This window comes from Pantoea brenneri, from assembly GCF_038594305.1.
Classification (GTDB): domain Bacteria; phylum Pseudomonadota; class Gammaproteobacteria; order Enterobacterales; family Enterobacteriaceae; genus Pantoea; species Pantoea brenneri.
On the sequence record NZ_JBCGBG010000001.1, the window covers coordinates 43823 to 64390 of the forward strand.

The window sequence follows — 20568 nt, forward strand, 5'->3', positions numbered from 1 at the left end:
CCTCTGTCACACGAAACTGACATCAGTTTCTTTGCGTTTTTTGTAGTGCGTCACGGCGATCGCAATCATGATGGTGCCGCCTACCACGATATTCATGAAGTAGTTCGATACTCCCACCAGGTTGAGGCCGTTCTTCAGAATGGCGATCAGGAAAACGCCCATCAGCGTGCCGCTGACTGTGCCTTTGCCACCCATCAGACTGGCTCCGCCCAGCACCGTAGCCGCCAGCACATCAAGTTCGCCGCCAACCAGCGCATTGGGAACGACTTCTCCCATACGATAGACTTGCACCAGCCCGCCAATCGCCGCCATTGCGCCCAGCCAGCCGTAGGCGAAAACGTGGATCAGGCCGACGCGGATACCAATACGGCGTGCAGACTCCGCATCCCCCCCCACGGCATAGAGCTGGCGTCCGAGGTTGGTTTTGTTCAGCAGTAAGGCAGTAATGGCGGCAATCAGCAGCATAGTGGCCAGCGGCAGGCCGACCTGAAAGCTCTCCCCCTGCCAGCTGAACGGCAGTACATTGCGCAGCGTGATCCACCACTCCGGCAGTGAGTAGAGGCTACGACCACCGGTGATCCACATCAGTAGCCCGAACAGCAGCGACTGCATGCTAATGGTGATGATGATGGAGACCACCCGCAGCGTGGTGATCAGTAACGCGTTTATCACCCCGAACAGCGTGCCGCACACCACTGCCAGCAAAATGCTGAGCAGTGCATTATCGAACTGGTACTGTACAAACAGTGATGCGAGCAGGTACTGCACCACTGAGGCGACTGCCGCGAAGGAGATATCGATACCGCCGGTAACCAGCACGACAAACAGACCTAGCGCAAAGATGCCGGTGACCGCGTAGCTCTCCGCCAGATCCAGCAGATTCTGCATGGTAAGAAACTGCTCGCTGGCAACCGAGAAAAACAGAATGAACGCCAGCAGCACCCAGGCGAGCCAACCCTGACTGGAGTGCGGACGAAAACGGGAAAAGTCAGGCATTGATCACCTCCGCCAGCTGCTGCTGCTCGACGCTATCGGGTTGATACTCGGCATGGATCGTGCCATTACGGAAATGCAGAATGCGGTCGCAGTTGTACCAGACCTCTGGCACCTCATCGGAAATCAGAATGATCGACAGCCCCTCTTTCGCCAGCTCGTGGATCAACTGGTAAATACTGGCTTTTGCACCTACATCTACGCCGACGGTGGGTGAGTCGAGGATCAGAATGCGCGGCTGCGTCAGCACCCATTTCGCCAGCACAATTTTCTGCTGATTACCGCCGGAAAGCGTGGAGATAGCGAGGTTTGGATCGGCGACGCGGACGCCAAGCTGCTGAATCCACTGCAGGATCAGCTTGTTTTTACGGTATTCATCAATCAGGTGAAACCGGTTTTGCAGCTTGTCGAGGATCGGCAGCACCATGTTGTCTGCCACCGACTGCTGCTGCACCAGGCCCAGCGTCAGACGATCTTCCGACACGTAGCCGATACCCGCTTTGATCGCATCTTCATGACCACGAAAGCGCACCGGCTTACTGTCGAGCCAGATTTTACCGCTGTCGGGACGTGTCATGCCAAACAGCGATAGCGCCAGTTCAGTGCGCCCGGAACCGAGCAGGCCGCACAGCCCGAGCACCTCGCCTTCATACAGTTTAAAATTGACGTCGTGATACTGGCCGGTGCGGGTTAAATTTTCTATCTCCAGAATGGCGCGATTGCCGTTGCGCGTCGGCGCTTTCAGCTGGTAGTCGAGTTTCAGGCCGGTCATCAGCTCTGTCAGGTGGTGCGGTGTCATCTCGCGCGCGGGCCAGCAGCCCATTTTGTGTCCGTCGCGAATCACCGTAACGCGGTCAGAGATCTCCAGCACCTCATCCAACCGGTGGCTGACAAATACCACGCAGATATTTTTATCTTTAAGGTAGCGCACGGTTCGCAGCAGTTGATTCACCTCGGTGCGGGTCAGGGAGGCGGTCGGCTCATCCATGATCACCAGTCGTGCATCGGCGACCAGCGCACGGCAGATCGCCACCTGCTGACGCTGAGCAATAGAGAGCGCCGCGACCTTCTCATCCAGATCGAGATCAAACTTCAGTTCGGTAACAATGCTGTGCGCGCTTTCACGCAGGCGTGCGCTGTGGTGCCATCGCAGCAGGCCATTGAGGTTATGCTCGAAGGCGATATTCTCTGCCACACTGAGATTGGGAAACAGCGACAGATCCTGATAAATCACCTGGATACCGAAGTCACGCGCCTGCCGGGTAGTAAGGCGTGGCTGCGGCAGGCCGTCGCCCAGTGTGATGCAACTGCCACTGTCCGGGGCGTGTACCCCTGAGATAACCTTGATCAGCGTGCTCTTGCCGCAGCCGTTGGTACCAGCGAGACAGTGCACTTCGCCTGCCAGTAAGGTCAGTGAGATATCGCTCAGTGCGCGGTTGCCACCAAATGTTTTCGACAGATTCTCGAGCACAAGCAGTGTCTGTGGAGTGACCTCTTGCATATCAGAGCCCCATTTTTACCAGTTTTGGCAGATTTTCTTTATCCAGGCTCTCTGTGTTGTTACCGAGAATGGTGTGCGTGGCTTCATCCACTTTTACTTTGCCCAGCCCTTCAATCGTTATGCCGTCAGTAATGGGCTCTTTCTTATGCATCATGTCTGCGATACGCACAAAGACTTCGCCCGCAGTCTGCGGATTCCAGATGTAGCCGCCTTTAATGGCGTTACGCTGCACCAGGGAGGCACCTTGTCCCGGACTGAATGAGCCAATCACGCACACCTGGTCGATTTTTTTACGGTTCATGACCGCACGCCCGGCGCCAATCGGTCCCTGTGAACCAAACGCCATGATCCCTTTCAGATCGGGATATTTGGACATCAGCTCATTGGTGGTGCGAATGGAATCATCCAGCGATTCGCCGACGCCAAATTTGTCGATGACCAGCTGCATTTTGGGGTAGTGCTCTTTCTGATAATTGAGTGCAGCGTCGGTCCACTGTTGATGCAGTGGCACCGTCAGGCTGCCAACATACATGGCGTATTTGCCTTCTTCGTTCATGCACTTCGCCAGCGCTTTCATATGGTTAATGCCATGCGTAGCCGCATCGACCAGTTCGAAATCCCAGTTGGCGCCCTGCTGGCCGGGTGACTCATGGGTGATGACTTCGATACCGGCATTGCGCGCCCGTTTCAATACCGGCTCCAGCACTTTTGGATCGTTCGGTACGACGCCGATGATATCGACTTTCTGCGCAATCAAATCTTCGATGGCGCGTACCTGTAGTGCCGGATCAGCCGCGGTGGGCCCTACCATCCACGCATCAATTCCGCGCTTCGCTGCTTCACTTTTAATTCCTGCTTCCATGGCATTAAACCAGGGAATACCGCCAATTTTGACCACAATACCCATACGCAATTTGTCAGCGGCTTGCGCACCGGTGGCGGCAAAGAGGGCAAGCAGAGAGCAGGCGATAAGATGCTTTTTCATACAGACTCCTGATTAGTTTTTAATTAGCTGCATGGACTGAAAACGCTGAGAACAGACGATAACGTTAACGCCATTCCACGCCAGTTCCTGTTCAAGTTCTTTATCTTTTAATTGGTCAGTAATAAGAAAATCGACGTCGCGGTAGTGGCATATACGGGCAAAAGAGGGCCGCAGAAATTTACTGCCATCCATTAAAAGATGTTTTCTTTCAGCGGCCAGCAGCATCTGCTGTTTCAGGTGTGCATTATTTTCATTACCTTCGCGCAAATATCCGTCGTTACCCAGACTGCTACAGGAAAAAAATATTTTATTAATTTGAAATTCGCGCAGCGGCTGCTCAGCCACCACGCCGTGAAAATCTTCATCCCGATCGGAATATTCACCGCCCAGACAGATAGTGCGAATACTGCCGCGTGCCGCCAGCGTCTGCACGATGCGCAGAGAATTGGTTAATACCGTTAATTCAATGTCGGGCAGCTGTCGCGCCAGATACCAGCAGGAAGTACTGCTATCCAGCAAAATACAGTCACCGGGACTGATAAAGTCGAGCGCGCGTTTGGCAATCATCATCTTGGCATCAACGTGCTCATTAATACGCTGACGAAAAGATAATTCGTTATGGTCTTCATTAGCCGTTCTGCTATTTCCCTGAATGCTGGCGCTCTGTCTTTTTATCAGAACGGCGCCGCCGTGGCTGCGTTGCAATAATCCGCGTTTTTCCAGATGGTTTAAATCACGGCGAATAGTTTCCTGCGAAACCTGACATAATGTGACCAGCTCTGAAGCAATTACACGACCATTTGTATTAAGTTCATTAATAATTCTTTGCTGTCTTTCAATCGGCAACATACTTATCCTCCGATGACTATAAATTACTGGAAGCGAACACGGGAAAATGTGGACTGGGCAGGAGTCCACGTGGGTAAATAGGGCTGGCTTTTATTAAGTGATATAGTCGAAATATTTTATGCAAAGTAGTGCAATAAATTGCATGTAAAAGTGATGTTCCTCACGTATTTTGCTTCTCCAGGCTGGTGGCGATTACAAACAGGGTTAACAGACTATATAGGCATCGTTGCTGTGACGTGACTGTTTATGACCGTTTGTGTGGATTTGACCGTTTAAACTCAGCCTTTGGCTCTCCAGGGCATCGGAGTAAGCCACTTCAGGTGGCGAACAGTTTCTGATGCGACTCTGGCCTGACTGGTTGAATTGCTTTAACCAGGTGTGAGCCTTGATCTCAGTAACACTGATATCACCTATTGCCGGAAATACATCTTTCTCAAGCGAGCGCCAGATATCCTCTGCGTAGTCTTCGGTCACGCTGGCTTTCTTGACATTCCACCAATGCTCCGCAACTAACAGGAAAGTATTGGTTTTGTACTCTTGAGAATTTCTCACCTGTTCTTTCTGATGTTCCTGAGCATCAATATCTTTCGTCAGGAGTGCTCGGGATTCCGCTCTGAGTTTACGCACATCAGAAAGTGAGACGGCAGGGTAGGCACCCAAACTCTGTTTGGTTCGCTGCTTTGTCAGAGGTCGATAGTAACGAAACTGCCAGAGCTTACTGATCCTACCCGCAAATAGTGGACACACGACTAAAATTATTATTTTCGAGGGTTTAATTCAAAACCTAAAGCTAACAGGTAAATTGAATTTTTTAAAAATATAGTATTCCTAAAAATATAGGGGGGTATGTCTCCTTCTATAAAATACGTATATTAAATGTGGAGACTGAAGTGATAACTTTAGTAAATAAAGCAAAAGATAAGCATTTGACATGGTGGAAAAAAAGAACTATCGGAGCAAGTCGTTTTGATTATCCTTGTTCCGATTGTATATGGAGTTTGGTTAATAATAAAATTTGGTGAGTTAATAGCTTAATTCTGAAAATTAATTTTTTTATGGTGCGAGCTATCTACGTTGTTAACGGAGTTAAATATGAGCGCTAATAATATAGCAATAATTGCAATGCAGGCGAAGATAACGTATTTCTTTGCTTTTAATTGATCTAAAATGTGAGCTTTCCGATATCTCACTATAATAAAAAAGAATGCAACTGTTAAAATAATTTTCCCAGATTAAGTGGTTTTAAATAAATTAAAATACTCTGCATATAGTCCTAACTTATTGATGAAATCCATAACTACCACCTCTCATTAACATGTTATATTTATATCAGTCATAAAGCCACTTTCCTGCTTTCGCTGATTCGGAAAACATTCTGATTGTTAAAGGTTTACGAGTTCGTTCTACATCTTTCCGTTTTAATTTAAACCATCTTGTAAGCAGTGGAGTATTCTCCCAAGGGAAATAATACGCCCATTTAACCTGTGATAAATCCACATTAAATTTTTTTTCAAATTTATCTAAAGCTTCATGCAGGTCATCGCCTGGAGCTTCAAATAAATCAGAGTCAAGTTCTAAAGGAATTTCTTTCCAATTGCTGTCTAAATATCCGGGAATCTCTTCACGGAAGAGTGCTAACACCTCTTGCTGAATTGTATCCATCAAAAGGATGTCCATTGTATACGATCTTTAGGGCGTGCTATTAGGTTGTATTTTGCCTGGGTTTTCCTTGATACCTGGTAAATTGAATTCACAAGACCAACCCATCCTAACCACGGAACATATCGTGCTATGACTGCGGCAAGATTATTTGTTTTTCGCATTCTTACACCAACTGGTGTAGGAACTCTGATACCAAAAGGAGTTCGTGCATTTCGTAAAAGTATTCTCCCATACCTGGAAATAACACTTGTCCCTTTGATTGCCTCTCCCGGTTTCGTTCTGGTTTTTAACCAGGGTTGACCAGCGAGGATAGCAGCACCTGACTCAATGCCAATCCCAAGTTCATCACAAAATTGCTCAAGGAAAATTACATCAAATAGTTCACCTGCTGACAGGTTCGATTGTCCGTGGTAGAAGTAGGTTCCGTTTAGTTCTTCTGTCGTATCCATTCAATCACCTGTTAGGCTGTTTGCCGTTCATTCCAGGTATCGGTGAAAATTATGTTTCCATCACAATGCTTCCAGGTGATTTTCTCATACCTTAGCTCCACAGATTCAAGATGGTTGTTGTTCTTGTCTTCTGGGGAAGCCATTGTAGGGGAGATTGATACGATCCGAACTCCTTCAAGTAGCATGTTGAAGTATTCCACTTCCTGACCAGCATCGTTGATTTTGTACCATTTGATCTCAGCAGATTTCAGGTTTTGACCAGTAGCAACTGCTTTGTATAGGTATGGGCTGGAATAGTCGAATTCTTTAACGATGATCATTGGAGAATGCTGACGAGTGCCAGTAGGTTTGCCAGTGGCATTATCAGTGGGAATGGAGAGATTATGGTGAAACCCCTTAAACTCTATACTGAACTCCCTGTCTGCAACATCACAGCCGCCTTTAATTAGTGCTCCGCCATCGTCATAGAGCCACATATTACCGGGAATAGCCATGTTCTGTTTTCCTTATGTTGTTGTAAATCCCTGTAAATAGTGTATCTACTGAGTGAAGGTGAGTAAATAACCAATGTGTTGTTTTTTTGTTCCCTGGAGAGTTAGCTATCTGCTTCTATCTAACCGTACCCACATTTCCCAAAATGTATCCTGAATCACCACGGGTTTAACAGACACCTCAGAGTCATTTAAGATGACCTGAAGAGAGGTGCCCATGAGCGGTAAGCGTTACCCCGAAGAGTTTAAAATTAAAGCAGTCAGACAGGTTGTTGATCGCGTTCATTCTGTTTCCAGAGTTGCAACACATCTTGATATTACCACCCACAGCCTTTACGTCTGGATAAAGAAATACGATCCGGACTCATCGACTAATAAAGAACAGTCAGATGCTCAGGCCGGGATCCGCCGTCTCCAGAAAGAGCTGAAGCGGGTTACCGACGAACGGGACATATTAAAAATAGCCGCGGCGTACTTCGCAAAGCTGTCCGACTGAGGTACGCCTCTATCCGTGACAACACCAGTTACTGGCCTGTTCGTCTACTCTGTCGGGTGCTGGATGTTCATCCCAGTGGCTTTTACGCCTGGCTTCAGCAGCCATATTCTCAGCGCCACCAGGTAGATCTGAGACTGACGGGACAGATCAAACAGTTCTGGCTGGAGTCCGGTTACGTTTATAACTATCACAAGATCCATCTGGACCTGCGGGACAGCGGGCAACAGTGCAGTGTCAACAGAGTCTGGCGGCTGATGAAGCGTGCCGGAATAAAAGCTCAGGTCGGATACCGGAGCCCTGGGGCACGTAAAGGTGAAGCCAGCATAGTGGCACCCAACAGGCTTCAGCGACAGTTCAATTCGGATGCTCCGGATGAGCGTTGGGTAACGGACATAACCTGCATCAGGACCCACGAAGGGTGGCTGTATCTGGCCGTGGTTATTGATCTGTTCTCACGCAAAATTATCGGCTGGTCAATGCAATCCCGGATGACAAAGGACATTGTCCTGAACGCACTGCTGATAGCTGTATGGCGGCGTAATCCCCAAAAGAGGTGCTGGTTCACCCGGACCAGGGCAGTCAGTACACAAGCCATGAGTGGCAGTCGTTTCTGAAATCACACGGCCTGGAGGGCAGCATGAGCCGTCGCGGTAACTACCACGATAACGTGGTTGCAGAAAGCTTTTTCCAGTTACTGAAACGCGAACGGATAAAGAGAAAGATCTATGGAACGCGGGAAGAAGCCCGCAGTGATGTTTTTGATTACATCGAAATGTTTTATAACAGTAAGAGTCGGCATGGTTCTAGCGATCAGATGTCACCGTAAGAATATTAAATTCAGTATTATCAACTATTTGTGAGTGTCTGGGTTATCTGTGGCGATTCAATCAGTGTATTAATGAGATATTCATTTTTAATAGATTGTGGTGATGAACATGACTGGGGTGTTGTGATGAGCGAGATAGATATCAAGGGTGATGAGGCTCTGGTTAAACTGCTGCTGAACGCGGATAAAGGCGATATAGATCTGCTGATTGATTACATCACCAACACGGGTAAGTTTGGTTTTTCCATGTCGAACAGCGTCAGGAAAGTATTGCAGGACGCCAAACTTTACGATGAGCCCGATGATGAAACATTGCGTCTGCTTGTACGAGAGTTACAGTATTTTGGTGGTAATACATTCGTGAATCTGTTTCGTCGCAATGGTGTTAGCTATAGCGAAATTGTAGATGACGTTGCTGCACGTCTGAAAATTAAAGCCCCTATCGCTGCCTCCGTAGCAGAAAAAGAAGCGCTGATTATTGACAGTGTGTTTGCCTCGACATGGCAAAAAATGTCGGATGATGAACGTAACCAGATCCTGCGTGATATGGACATTAGCTCTCTGGTCAGTAAGGATATCCCGGTCTGGCAGAAAGCAGCATTAGTCGCCAACGGCCTTGCACAAACTACAGCAGGTAAGGTATTACCTTTAATTGCAGGACTTGGGATCGGGCGTGTTTTGGGCGTTTTAACGGGGCCGGCTGGCCTGGCTATTACAGGTCTGTATACTGCCTATGATATCTCTAATCCGGCATTTCGAGTGACACTGCCCTGCGTGGTACAAATAGCCTGGATTCGCTTAAAAAATTCCCGCCAGTTCCGACTTGCCACCCAATCAACAGCATCCACAATGTCAGCTTTCACCTACGATCAGCGCTGGGGTTTTGGATATGATGTTAACCAACCTGCGCTTACGGTTTCGGCAATTCAACCTTCACAAATTACTAGCACGGCAGCGATGCAGCAACAGAGCATTACCGCTATTTCACGCCTGAGTCCGCTGCTGCAGATGCTACCCTCGCTGGCTGCGTCTGCACACATTTCCAGTCATCAATATATGGAAGTCATCATCAATGGCTCTCTGGCGAATGTAAAAGACGGCACAGGGTTTCGTGGATTCAGTATGGGTGTAAAAGGGATCAAAGAGCATGCCGTTCTGCTGAATCCTGACAGGCTCCTTCAACTTGTTAACGCTGGTTTATTGTTAAATGTGGCGTCTGCTGTGTTAGCGCAAAAGCATCTGGCAGATATCAGCAAAAAATTGACGGAGATTATTGAGGCGGTACGTGAAGTCTCAGCATTTCAGACCAATGCACGTAAGTCGGAGATCATTGGAGCCATTCAATATTTGCAGCAAATTACCCCTGTGGTGCTTGAAGGGGAATGCTCTCCTGCAATACGTCAAAAACTCGAGGATATAGAAGTTCATTTTTCCGGCGTGCAAGCACACTTGCTAACTGATATTTCTAATGCTGGCGACAACATTTTGAAGCTTAGAGACAGTGGGTTCTTTGGCAGTACGGATATTACAAATAAGATCCAAATCGAACAAAAGATCCTTAATGAACGAATCCATGAATGGGACCTGGCAATGAAGGTTCGTGCGCAAGCGTTGCATCTACTGACCCGTACCGAAGGGAACACAAAACTCGTTAGTCAGCGCCAGCAAACCATTGTTCAGAACTATCAGCAGTTTGAGAATATTATTGACAAAGTTGAGCGTCAGTTAGAACAGAGAATACAAAACATCACTGCGTTGGCAGAACAAAGCAATACCACCAATGCTAATAAATTATTGCTGCGGAAATGGACAACAACCACCTTATTGCCACAAAAGGTAGCAATTGAAGAGACACAAATGTCTTTTGATAAATTTCAACAAGTGTTGTTATCTGAGCAACCACAATCGGCACGTTTACTGGTGGAACTGCAGGATGGTAAACCAGTGAAGTGTTTTGAATTGCCGCTGGCGTAAGTCATTCACCTTCATCAGAATGAGTAATCTAATGGAAGAATGCATTACTTCGATGATTGAGTAGATACTGGCATTTCTTCAACTATCTCCGAAAAATGGAGCAGATCAACGTGTATCTTATGTCACTGAAGCCGGGGCATGTCTGGGCCTGTCAATAGACTAAAAAGGTTCGGATTTAATTAGTTCTCTTCGGACTTCGCGGGGCAAATTGAGGGCACAAAAAAGCCCGCAAGGCTTGCGCCGTGCGGGCTTTCAGGACTTCAGCGGACAATTCTGGTATCGCCGCGAAAGAATTTTGGTGGGCTGGCGTCCCTGTGCTTTTAATTATAGTGTATTGATATTTAATATTTTTGTTTAAATTAATTTCGTTATGGGTTCCAAAAAGGAACCATAAAGTAGAACCACAGAACCTCGCATGGTTCCAACATGCCTAGCGACTTCAAAATAACACGCTCTATGGCAAACTAAATGTAAGTGTGGCTGGATATTTAGCGTCTGATTACTGAGAGGGTCAATAAAAACTGCTCTATCTCAAATACTGTAGTGGCCCATAAACTTGTCCGCTTGAGTCGATGGTGTACCTCGTCCGTTCAGGCCCGGAGTGGCCAATTAGCAGAGTATTCATGTCTGCTATGAGCGAGGATCGGACGTAAAACAACTGTAAAAAACTATTTAACTCAGGCAGACATGTCAAGATTCAGTGAAAATGTCTAATCACTGGTTCGTTAGAAATGCCCATATGTTGAAAAGGCTGCTGCAAAAAAGTCTCTCGCAGCGGCCTCTTTAATATAACGTCATTGTGTGCATCATCTTTAATTATGGGTTTAACTCAAACTGTTCCCCGTTTATTAATTTTCGCAATAAGTCAAGTGCCTCAGATGAGTATTTTCCGACACCACTTTTCCCAGATTTAATGAAAACATGATAATTGTTGTCTGATGCTTTAATGTTGAAGTCGGTTAGTTTTCTTAATTTTTCGAATTCTTGATTAACATAGTGCCACGATCCCATGTCGAGAATCCTTGCCAGATCAGACATTGTATATGGGAAACTAGCATTTAGTGCCTGCCCATTATTGAGTTCAGCGATACCATACATTTTTGCTAATGCATCATCATGCTCTGCAATATTGCGGAACATCTCAAAATCGTATGGAAGTTCTTGTTTAACAAGGGATTCTGATGCGAATGTGTACGTTCTGGCTAGAAATGCTCGCACAAGTTTTGGATTAACGCTAATTTCCGGTGTATTAGATGATAACGCATCAAAAATCCAACCAAAATTATTTGCGTATATCACCTTGATTCGAACGCTTTTATTCTCACCAACACCGATTAGCAATTCCTTTTGATGAGAACCAGTGGCCTCGCAGTCCTTACTGAAGGAGACAAGATAAATATTTGGAATCAATGCATTATTGGGAGCGATGATTTCATCTATATCAGAGAGAATTGCCTTTATGTTTTCATCATTGATACTGTACCCAAAGAAAAACAAGGGGTGTTCAGCAAAATATGTTAGCAACTTAGCACTGATATATTTCTTACGTTTATAGAAATCAACATAATCTTCATTTGTAATAACAATACTTTCAACTTCATGACTGCTACCATGAATTTTCATGATTTCGCCATAAGATGAATAATTCACTTTAACAACGTTATGACCAACTATTGCCTGATAATTGTCAAATATTTTTTCTAATGTGTCGTCATAATTTGTTGTGATTATTGCATGAGGTTTTACTTTCCTTAATTTCTGAACTTCCTCTGTATATTCCATGTTCGAGAAATCAACGGAGTTTGATAATTCATTCAGAATGGATGCAATTTCATGCTTAATATAAATATCTTTTGGAGTCGTTCCTTCAAAGTATGTCTCTGGATAGCGATCCTTGCCATCATCCCAAGCCCATTCAGCATAGAAGTCACAAAAATCGCTAGCAATCAAAGGTTTGTTATCACCCTTTGTTTGGCTGTAGTAACCATAAGGGCGTTTGATCAAGGGGCATATTTCCGCTAGTTGCTTTAATAGACCTTCCCAGTCAGGCGCTTTTATATATCGTTGTGAAATACCTGCACCCATGAATAAAATGGGTTGGACTTGTAAGTTTTCAAGGCAAGATTTAACATCTTCGATTATTTCTTCTTGATATTCCGTAAAGTCCATATAGTTACCTCAGGGATAGGTGATTGCTATGTGATGCACCGCGAAACGGTTCGGGGCTTTGTGACACCCAAACTTTACCCCGGTTTCCCAGCGTTTCCTTTGTATATAATATCATTGAAGTTAATTGCGTTTCTCAGAAATCTTCTTAGGATGTGATTGCAATAACGGCAACACAGCGCACACATCGCGGCTGATCAGTGAGTATGAAGTGGTTTACTGAATTTGGCCGCCTGAATCGAGAGACAAAATGTCCGCTCCTGGCACTAAGCAGAAGTTCCCGAACAACGTAAGCTGGCATATGCCCTCGTTCCTCCGTGGGGACTATCGATCTATTTGCCGGTTGTGTTTAAGCAATATCGCCAGCGGCGTGAGCTCTCAGTGCATTCAATCAAGCTCACAAATCACACAGTCTTTACTTTTTTTAGATTCCCTAATGGTTTCGCGTCATAGCCTCAGCCAGATAAACCTGAGCTGCTTTAGGGGTATATGCCTTTCCGAGCATAAAGGATACTGTTTCTATGAAAACTGATCGCGAGAGCACGATTAGGAGATCAGAACCTGATTTGACATTGATACTGGCTATCAGCGATGGGCAGTTCTCGAATACATCTGACAATCATTTACCTCATTAAGTTTTATTTCCAGAAGTGCCGTGATCCAGCACGAGTGCTGATAATCAATATCACTTGGGTAATGATTGACAAGTTCACTAAACAACGAGCAGATATTTTAAAATTGCCTGCAGCTTCCACATCACCAGGCAGAGGCGTCAGACCCTTAGCTCCATACGATTCATAGAGTAATTCCCAATATAGTTGATGCTGAATTTCTTTGTTCATGTTGAGGCAGTATATTGAAACAATGAGAATGAATCACACATATAAGCTCTCACAATCTTCCGCCGTTTTTGACTGTTGCAGATATACTTTTAGCAGGTTTTAAATGCCTGGAGATTTCTTTCTGTTCTCGACGGATTTTGTATGAATTAATTTCTTCATAATCCTTGTGTTTATTTATTTTTGATAAATCAACCAAGAGATTATTTCTTATCATCCACTTTACAATTCGCTTGTTGATATCTTTATAGAGAGGGCCGCCTTTATATTTATAGAAGTGAATATCATGAATTTCACTGATGAAATCAAGTATGGATAAGATTTCTTTATAATCACCAATGTAACTGTTAATGGTGAAATGGTCTTTATTAAGTTCTATTTTGAATCCATGTTCAGAAAGGTAATACAAGAAAAAGGCTGAGTCGAGATCACAAAAATCTACATGCAGCGTTCTTCTGTCAAATTTATCAATATGCGAGAGAATGATATCATGTAATTCATAATCATATACATTTTCAATAAATCCTTTCCCTGAATGATCAATTTGATTGACATTGCATCCAGCATCTATTGCTACGGATAAAACTTCCGGGGAAAGGGGCATGAAGAGAATATTCATTCCTTTTTTATCGATGTGATTTATATCACAACCAGCATTAATTAATTCTGTCAATCCTTCAGCATTCCTGTAATGTTCAAAAATGCATGTGTAGCCATTAGTATCCGTATGCGAGGTGTCTAAACCCAGTTCAATCAGTTTCTTCAGTATTTCTGGATTTTTTTGATGAAAGAGCGCATTTTGCCCATGTCCGTTGATATGGTGTATATTAATTCCATAACTGAGCAGGCAATCCATGGCTTCCAGGGTTCTGCAGGCAAAAATGGCATTGTTGCCGTTACTGTTAACAGCATTAATGTCATAGCCTATTTTTAAAGCTTTCTTTATATCATCAGGTGATCTTGCATTGAAGAATGATTCAGAAATGGCAAGGTCTAATGCCTTTTCTAATAAGCCCTTTTGTAATAAGGATATGACTAATTCCATAAACACCCCCATGAAAAAATGTTTAAGTCATTAGATATCAGAAATTCTGTGAAATGCAACAGCTGGGGAAAGGTGTTCATGATGTGCGGAATAAAAATTTCCACAAACCACCCGTGGATACATCAGAAACACCTGCAGTAAATTTACGCCTGTAACCTGCCGTCCGGACTATAGGACCAAACCTTCGCGGGAGATGCTACCATTACATCGGCAATGTTGAACCGGATTTTACATCACACACGTCGTACAAATAAAAGGAGAAGGCTATCGACTGAAGCAAAAACGGAAAGCCGGGGTTATCGCTGAAGCTAATCCTGAGTAAACAAGGTGGATCAACATTAGACCGTCGGTGGTGGCGGTATGCGGATCACTTTTTACCCGTTGTTGACCCCTGGCGCTCCCAAACCATTTCCAGTGCTCTGATGGTAAGTTTGTTGTCAGGTGAGAATTGAATTTCATTGCCCACCCCTCCGGTTTTTCTGGCGAACAGGTCGAGAACAACGACAAGATACGCCCAGAGTAAAGTAAGAGGCAGGGCGTAGTCGGTCCATGTCCCTGCCTCTCCTTTCCTGACAGGACGTAGACCCTGGCAAGTTGCATCAAAAGATAACAAATTTCTCAGTTCAACTTCCTTCTGGCTAGGTTAACTTGCAAGCAGGAAGTGCTTTTCATCGATTAGTGAATACGGTAGTTTTTTCAAACTAACTGAACTCTATTCGTATGACTTAAATCTTTAAGAAGGCAGGAGATTTGAATTTTGAAAAACTGGTCACCAGAGCATACTAAAGAAATCAAAGCTTGGCTTGACATAGATAACTATCGCAAGCTCGAAGACATCAGTTTAAATGCCTTGTATCACGAACTTTGGGCAAGAGCACTTCTGTACAAGCCTGGGCCTACTGACGAAGAAAAGAAAGGGCTATGGGTGTACATGACTGAAATTTTCAGTGGGAACCCCCATCTTTTCAAAGGGAAGCATCTCGATTATCCAACAGTTAACGATACTCTCTACAGTCCTCCACACATTTTTATCACGGATATCACCAGGCTTGCTGAACTTAGTGTGATGGCTCTTAGTGTGAATCTTTTCACCTGGGAGGAAGGAAACGATGAATATTGTGTTAATGCGCCTCATCACGAAGCTTATGTGTCACAACTCTTGTCCCCCTTATGTGAGAAAACGGTGTTGCTTGAAATCGATCTTGGTAGTGGTACTGACGATGAAATAGCCGAATCGATAAAAGCGGCCCTGCCACAATGGAGATCGGTAAAAGGAGTGGAAGTTAATGAAACCGGTATCGTTCGTTTCGGCTATGGAACCATTAAAAAAATCATAAATTACAGGTTGGTTGCGATGCTGGACATCTTACTTTGGGCAAAAAGGAAAGAACTAAGAATCTCAGATGATCGCCTCTCCCGGCTTCTTTATACTGATGAAGATGAAGAAACAACTACCCGTTTAGGGTATCACATTAAAGACTCAGATCGTCCGCTTGCGATGAAAGCTGCAACGATAGACTTCATTAGGCAGTTCAATTTTTTCATGAACCGAAATCCCCACCTGAAAAACATGAGAGTTTCAGATGTGATGAAACTCTCTGATTCTAACTGATCTCGAATTCCCGAAGTCTACTACTGCAGGGCAGACCGTAACCCTGCAGTTAGGAAGCTCGCTCCTTTCTTTTCCCAACTGTTCGTATAGTGATCCCATCACAACGACAAAGGGAAAACAAAATGAACAATCAAAATACCCGCCTAATTCGCTTGCCAGAAGTTATGAACAGAACCGGCTATGGCAAGGCCTGGATTTATCGTCTAATCAACGAAGGTTTATTTCCACAACCAATAAAAATTGGTTCGCGTGCAATTGCATTTGTCGAAAGCGAAGTTGATGAATGGATCGCATCTGCAATTGAACGTTCACGTAAAAATGCAGCCTGATTACGGGGCTAATGATGAGTGTATTAAATTTGGTGTGTAAAAATAAATGGTGCTATTCAACAATGAGCCGAGGGCCGCCTGATATTTTATAAGTAGTATTAGGTTAGGCTTTGGTATTAAGAAGTAATAACAATAGTCATTGGTGGAAATTATGATGGAATTTTTACCGTGACATTATAAATTAATAAGTACAGGAGATTTAAAATTAATAATTCAATCAGAGTACCGGAAGATAAAGATTTTGTATGTGCATTTGTGACTTCACCGGATAGCTTGTATGAGGCTATTGAAACCTATCGTAATTATGTAGATCCAGTCGAAGAGATAGAGTTTGAGCACGTCCTTCTTTATTTGTTGTGTTCTATACTGGTCGAAGGTGCTACAGATGTTACCATTAATGATGAAGTACGAATGTGTATTGAGCACCTTATCAATGAAAAAAATATTATCAGAAAGAATAACGCAGGTAAAAAGGTGTAAAGTCTGTAATAAATTATCATGGGTACAGACAGCACAAGTCTGTACCTTCTTATTTTAATCCTACTGGTAATGATATATAAAAATTATGTGCTTTTGATAGCGGTCATGTGGTTTTGCTATAGTAAGCATTGCAGGATAGGAATATCCTAAACTTTCATTCTCTGCCCTTTGTTTTATTTAAGATAACTGAAAAATACAGGGTTTAAACGATACTGGTATTTAAACTCAGTAGGTATAATAACATTCGTATCAATCAGTTCATCGATGGCCCGATAAAATCGGGCTGGCGTAATATGTATATCTTCCTGCTGTGCGATGGATGTTGCACGGTGAAAGTTCAGGTAAACAGTGTTTTTATCTGGTGTGTATGAAGCGATTAATGTGAGAAGCCAAAACACATAGTGAGCAGTATTGTTCAGATTGCGTTGTTCATCTGATAATTTATTCTGGTAAAGGTAAGCAGGGAGTCTTTGCTTCATAAAGATATCCTTTGTTTTGTTAAGTTTTTCGCTGGTGTGGGGCGTAAAATCACCGCGCTGTTATGTCTTTTAAAAGGGAATGCCGTCAGTTGGATATCTGTTTCTGGATTTTTTTACAGGCTTTGTTTTGCGCCCTGCGCGATAAAAGTTGAATGAAGTGGCAAAATCTTCAGTCTCAAGTCTGGATTTACTGAATTTATCCATCAGATCTTCATTGAAACGATGAGGAATACCTTTTACGCATAAATTAGAATTCAGGTAAACCTGACCGTCTTCAGCGTTACGGATCAGTATCTTCCTCTCAAATAATTCTCTGAATGCACGTGAAACATTCGATTTATTCAGTCCTAACTCTCTGGCAGTACGTGACTGTGAAAAGTCAGGGATAATATTTCCATAATCAATGACTGAGAAAAGATAAAGAACAATTCTGAATGCCGTTGGTGTCAGATCCATTCGGGCGAGTGTGGCCGTATTATCTTTAAAGACCATCGAAAAATCGTCACGAAAGGATGTCTTTTTACAGGCACTTGCTTTAACTTTTATTTCTTCCAGATCTTCGGGCATAACATCTAATGCTTCTGCAATGATTGCTTTTTGTTCTTTAGTTAACATAACACTTGTGTTTGACATAATGGCTCCTTTTTTATTATTGTGATAACAGATATGGCATATTAAATTTGTTTGTCAATATTATTAGTAATAAAAATTTTAAAATATTATATTTATTGCTCTGTGATTATTTTTTTAGTGAAATATTAAGGGTTGTCAGAGTTATTACGAAGGGTGCTAAATTTCACCATCACCCGTTATGTCATTAATAATTTTTGGTTCTGAAATATACAACCAATATTCTATCTTAACTTTTTGATGTAATTGATTAATTTTCTTTTTGTATTTGCAAGATAAAAGAGTGATAAAGAAACAAGAAACCGAAATTTAGCTTTAGACTGACACAAAATTCCATTGTACACAGTTTGATAAACACTGCTATTGCTGATTTTCCTTCGTAATATTATTCCTTAAGTGAAGCCTGCGCACCTGTATGTTGCGCCACTGGGCTTCAGAACATTGCTATAGTGTTTAACTGTCAGTAGAAATACGCTTCGCGCAGGAGTTCAGACAGTTGGGTTTAGCTCTCAGCACAAATACGCTTCGCGCAGAGATTCAGACTGCTGAGTTTAACGAAAGAGTGGACCCGACTACATGATTTACCCGTTAACTTAATACGGCTCACGCCGGAACCCCTTCGGAAAAATCCTTTCTGCTTCAGCGAGTGAGTGCTGTGGGCACTCAGCGGCGCTGCAAGAGGGATTAAACGTTGGGTTTTCATCTGACGGGTAAAAATAATCTACATATATCTGTCGTCGGGGGCGTGAGCCGGTGCGTAGCACTCTCTCAAAAAAATTCCTGAAGGGGTTTTATCTGAAATCTGGAAACTACCTAGCTTTTGAAAAAAGGAAGTGGTAATGCAATCGATCAGACTCAACATTGCAACAGCGTAAGCTGTTTCCAGTATTAAAAGAATAAATAGTTGTCATTTTAAAATAAAATATTTTCAATTTTGTATTGATTTAAATTTTAAAGCTGATAGTACTTAATTATAAAAACAAAAAATGAGAGGGTTATGAGTAATATTTGTGTTTCTTCTCAGGAAGAAAAGTTTATATTTGTTGTTGATAAATATATAACACACCATCGCGACAGTGTTAATAACAATATTTTTTACAGAAAACTTTATGTACTTTTCGCTGGATACCATCTGAAGTATTTTTATTCACGTGCGCAATATCGCAATTCGTGTTATCACGTTGATAATATCATGCAGATGTTTATGGGTGTCGTTTCTACCCTGAAGGCCCCTCTGCTCAGGCAACACGCAAACAGTGACACATTACTGCATTGCCTGAATTCGCTCGTGAATTATATTTCAGGCAATCTGGATGAAGCAGAGCACATTTATGCTGATTTACTGGCACAGTATGAAAAGAAACGCATTGCACGTTCTCTGGCTTATACACCACCAGGATCCGTGGTCAGGAAAAGGCTGTGAGGCAGCGGATACGTACTGGACAGGGGATGGCAGAGTGACATAAAAGCAGTCGTTTCCCGCAAGACATTACCGGGCATTAAAAAGGCAGGAGCCACCGGTCTGGTGTCCTGCCTGGCGGGATTGTTTTACTGTGGTCTTACTTATCAATGACCTGCCAGCCATCATCCGTTTTGATCAGCGTGACAGCCGCTGTGCGTTTTTCGTTATCGACAACAGCTGTTACATTGCATTTATAGCTTTTATCCGATAGTTTTTCGCAGTCATGCTTTTTGACAGATTTTAATTCCCGCAGTGCGTCTTTCGGGACATCTTTACCTGCTATGGATTTAACGATGGCATTCGTCTGCTCCATGACCTTATTCATCGCAGTGTAAATATCCTGCTCAGACGGTTCACCGGTACAGCCACTCAGCAAAAAAATGGACGCAATGAGTGTGGTAAATGCATATGTTTTCATAAAATAATCCCAGACTGTAGAGTACGTTATTGAATAAGGCCGGTTTTCATCTTGCTGTTGTTTTCAGAGAACGTCCACTTACTGACCGTTTCGCCTTTAAATTCGATTTCCAGCGTTTTGGCCTGCGTCTGTGAACCGCCTGTCAGCAACCCGACCACTGGAATGAATGTGGTGGCATCAAACTGATTGTTATCCATCGAATAAGTCCATTCTTCATTGCCACTATCAAGTGTAGTTTTGGTTTCGGGCTCACCTAATGCGGTAATGATTTCTGATTTCGTTGTTTTATTTTTTATAATTTTCGACTGCAGACTTTGTGCTGTTTCTTTTTTTAGATGCTGGTTGCCTGATGTTGAACAACCAGAAATAAGGAAAGCAGAAATAAAAAACACAGAAATCATGAATCTGTTCATAAGTTCTCTCATATTTATTTTTTATGTTTGCGGTGGTATGAAATTAATATCACCGTATAAAAACAACTCTGTCTGCATATTTCTTTTTAATAATGCAGATAAGAATAATGACGCTGGCAAAAAACGTAATGACTGAGACAGGAGTGCTGCCGGTCAATGAAAATACTAACCAGGCGAGAGCTAATGCCACGAATTGAAACAGGAATGCCACACTGAGCGGACTCTCACCGTAGGCGACTTTTGCATGGCAGCCTTTGCAAATCCGCACGCCGTGCGGGCTTTGTGTAAAGCAGAAGGGGCAGCTAATCGTTTTATTATCCATCATGACTCCGTGGCCTGATTTAAGGTGATGTATTTTTGAACATTTTCGATGAATGATCCGCTTTAGTAAAATTGCTTGTACCGATCGATGGATCTCTGTTAATAGTTTATAACTATCATAACAAGATTATCGATCTATATAAACGAT

The 20568-nt window shown here is 43.5% G+C and carries 18 protein-coding genes and 4 pseudogenes; 6 read left to right on the plus strand and 16 right to left on the minus strand.

The features are described from left to right. Positions 1 to 6 precede the first annotated feature (6 nt). The 8 genes and pseudogenes from AABB92_RS00225 to AABB92_RS00260 form a co-directional block, all read right to left on the minus strand. Positions 7 to 996, minus strand: coding sequence for an ABC transporter permease (locus tag AABB92_RS00225; RefSeq protein ID WP_046288161.1), 990 nt, complete (start codon positions 994 to 996; stop codon positions 7 to 9). After that, the gene (locus tag AABB92_RS00230) at positions 989 to 2494 is read right to left on the minus strand and encodes a sugar ABC transporter ATP-binding protein (RefSeq protein WP_031376609.1); all 1506 of its coding nucleotides are present in this window, start codon (positions 2492 to 2494) and stop codon (positions 989 to 991) included. Before AABB92_RS00230 ends, AABB92_RS00225 begins: the two co-directional genes overlap by 8 nt. Before the next feature lies 1 nt (position 2495). Further along, positions 2496 to 3479, minus strand: a complete 984-nt coding sequence (locus AABB92_RS00235) for a substrate-binding domain-containing protein (RefSeq protein WP_031376610.1) — start codon at positions 3477 to 3479, stop codon at positions 2496 to 2498. A 12-nt stretch (positions 3480 to 3491) separates the two neighbouring features. Continuing rightward, the gene (locus AABB92_RS00240) at positions 3492 to 4328 is read right to left on the minus strand and encodes a DeoR/GlpR family DNA-binding transcription regulator (protein ID WP_046288162.1); all 837 of its coding nucleotides are present in this window, start codon (positions 4326 to 4328) and stop codon (positions 3492 to 3494) included. A 317-nt stretch (positions 4329 to 4645) separates the two neighbouring features. After that, a pseudogene (locus AABB92_RS00245) lies at positions 4646 to 5048 on the minus strand (phage integrase central domain-containing protein); the annotation flags it as partial. 609 nt (positions 5049 to 5657) lie between these two features. After that, complete coding sequence (locus tag AABB92_RS00250; RefSeq protein WP_031376612.1) at positions 5658 to 6005, minus strand: DUF1493 family protein; 348 nt, start codon at positions 6003 to 6005, stop codon at positions 5658 to 5660. Next, positions 5990 to 6439 carry an STM2901 family protein gene (locus AABB92_RS00255; protein ID WP_072050968.1) on the minus strand — a complete coding sequence of 150 codons (450 nt, stop codon included), beginning with the start codon at positions 6437 to 6439 and terminating at the stop codon, positions 5990 to 5992. The genes AABB92_RS00250 and AABB92_RS00255 overlap by 16 nt, the downstream gene beginning before the upstream one ends. Before the next feature lie 11 nt (positions 6440 to 6450). Further along, a complete protein-coding gene (locus AABB92_RS00260) occupies positions 6451 to 6933 on the minus strand; it encodes an Hcp family type VI secretion system effector (protein ID WP_031376613.1) in 483 nt (160 codons plus the stop codon). 214 nt (positions 6934 to 7147) lie between these two features. Between AABB92_RS00260 and AABB92_RS00265 the strand changes: the two are divergent. Then, positions 7148 to 8252, plus strand: a pseudogene (locus AABB92_RS00265) (IS3 family transposase). 126 nt (positions 8253 to 8378) lie between these two features. Continuing rightward, positions 8379 to 10226 carry a YaaW family protein gene (locus AABB92_RS00270; RefSeq protein ID WP_031376615.1) on the plus strand — a complete coding sequence of 616 codons (1848 nt, stop codon included), beginning with the start codon at positions 8379 to 8381 and terminating at the stop codon, positions 10224 to 10226. 816 nt (positions 10227 to 11042) lie between these two features. Here the strand turns inward: AABB92_RS00270 and AABB92_RS00275 are convergent. Together AABB92_RS00275 and AABB92_RS00280 are read right to left on the minus strand one after the other, a co-directional pair. After that, positions 11043 to 12395, minus strand: coding sequence for an SIR2 family NAD-dependent protein deacylase (locus tag AABB92_RS00275; RefSeq protein ID WP_023317204.1), 1353 nt, complete (start codon positions 12393 to 12395; stop codon positions 11043 to 11045). Between the two features lie 888 nt (positions 12396 to 13283). Further along, the gene (locus tag AABB92_RS00280; protein WP_000424355.1) at positions 13284 to 14276 is read right to left on the minus strand and encodes an ankyrin repeat domain-containing protein; all 993 of its coding nucleotides are present in this window, start codon (positions 14274 to 14276) and stop codon (positions 13284 to 13286) included. A 174-nt stretch (positions 14277 to 14450) separates the two neighbouring features. Between AABB92_RS00280 and AABB92_RS00285 the strand changes: the two are divergent. Next, a pseudogene (locus AABB92_RS00285) lies at positions 14451 to 14598 on the plus strand (ATP-binding protein); the annotation flags it as partial. A 66-nt stretch (positions 14599 to 14664) separates the two neighbouring features. Here AABB92_RS00285 and AABB92_RS00290 read toward each other — a convergent pair. Beyond that, positions 14665 to 14793: pseudogene (locus AABB92_RS00290) on the minus strand (IS3 family transposase); the annotation flags it as partial. Positions 14794 to 15033: 240 nt separating this feature from the next. Here AABB92_RS00290 and AABB92_RS00295 point away from each other — a divergent pair. Together AABB92_RS00295 and AABB92_RS00300 are read left to right on the plus strand one after the other, a co-directional pair. Then, positions 15034 to 15888, plus strand: a complete 855-nt coding sequence (locus AABB92_RS00295; RefSeq protein WP_000800614.1) for a DUF6387 family protein — start codon at positions 15034 to 15036, stop codon at positions 15886 to 15888. A 122-nt stretch (positions 15889 to 16010) separates the two neighbouring features. Then, positions 16011 to 16217, plus strand: a complete 207-nt coding sequence (locus tag AABB92_RS00300; protein WP_001064738.1) for a helix-turn-helix transcriptional regulator — start codon at positions 16011 to 16013, stop codon at positions 16215 to 16217. A 653-nt stretch (positions 16218 to 16870) separates the two neighbouring features. Here the strand turns inward: AABB92_RS00300 and AABB92_RS00305 are convergent. Next, a complete protein-coding gene (locus tag AABB92_RS00305) occupies positions 16871 to 17176 on the minus strand; it encodes a hypothetical protein (RefSeq protein WP_000813690.1) in 306 nt (101 codons plus the stop codon). Between the two features lie 69 nt (positions 17177 to 17245). Then, a complete protein-coding gene (locus tag AABB92_RS00310; protein ID WP_000072654.1) occupies positions 17246 to 17809 on the minus strand; it encodes a helix-turn-helix domain-containing protein in 564 nt (187 codons plus the stop codon). Positions 17810 to 18803: 994 nt separating this feature from the next. Here AABB92_RS00310 and AABB92_RS00315 point away from each other — a divergent pair. Next, positions 18804 to 19229 carry a hypothetical protein gene (locus tag AABB92_RS00315; RefSeq protein ID WP_046288164.1) on the plus strand — a complete coding sequence of 142 codons (426 nt, stop codon included), beginning with the start codon at positions 18804 to 18806 and terminating at the stop codon, positions 19227 to 19229. A gap of 136 nt (positions 19230 to 19365) precedes the next feature. Here AABB92_RS00315 and AABB92_RS00320 read toward each other — a convergent pair whose 3' ends face one another. From AABB92_RS00320 to AABB92_RS00330, 3 genes are read right to left on the minus strand one after another with little or no spacing between them, the layout of a single operon-like run. Then, positions 19366 to 19686, minus strand: a complete 321-nt coding sequence (locus AABB92_RS00320) for a hypothetical protein (RefSeq protein ID WP_001594383.1) — start codon at positions 19684 to 19686, stop codon at positions 19366 to 19368. Between the two features lie 26 nt (positions 19687 to 19712). Next, positions 19713 to 20099, minus strand: coding sequence for a hypothetical protein (locus tag AABB92_RS00325; RefSeq protein WP_031376616.1), 387 nt, complete (start codon positions 20097 to 20099; stop codon positions 19713 to 19715). Between the two features lie 49 nt (positions 20100 to 20148). Further along, positions 20149 to 20421: a hypothetical protein gene (locus AABB92_RS00330; protein WP_001594380.1), complete on the minus strand. Its 273-nt coding sequence runs from the start codon at positions 20419 to 20421 to the stop codon at positions 20149 to 20151. Positions 20422 to 20568 lie beyond the last annotated feature (147 nt).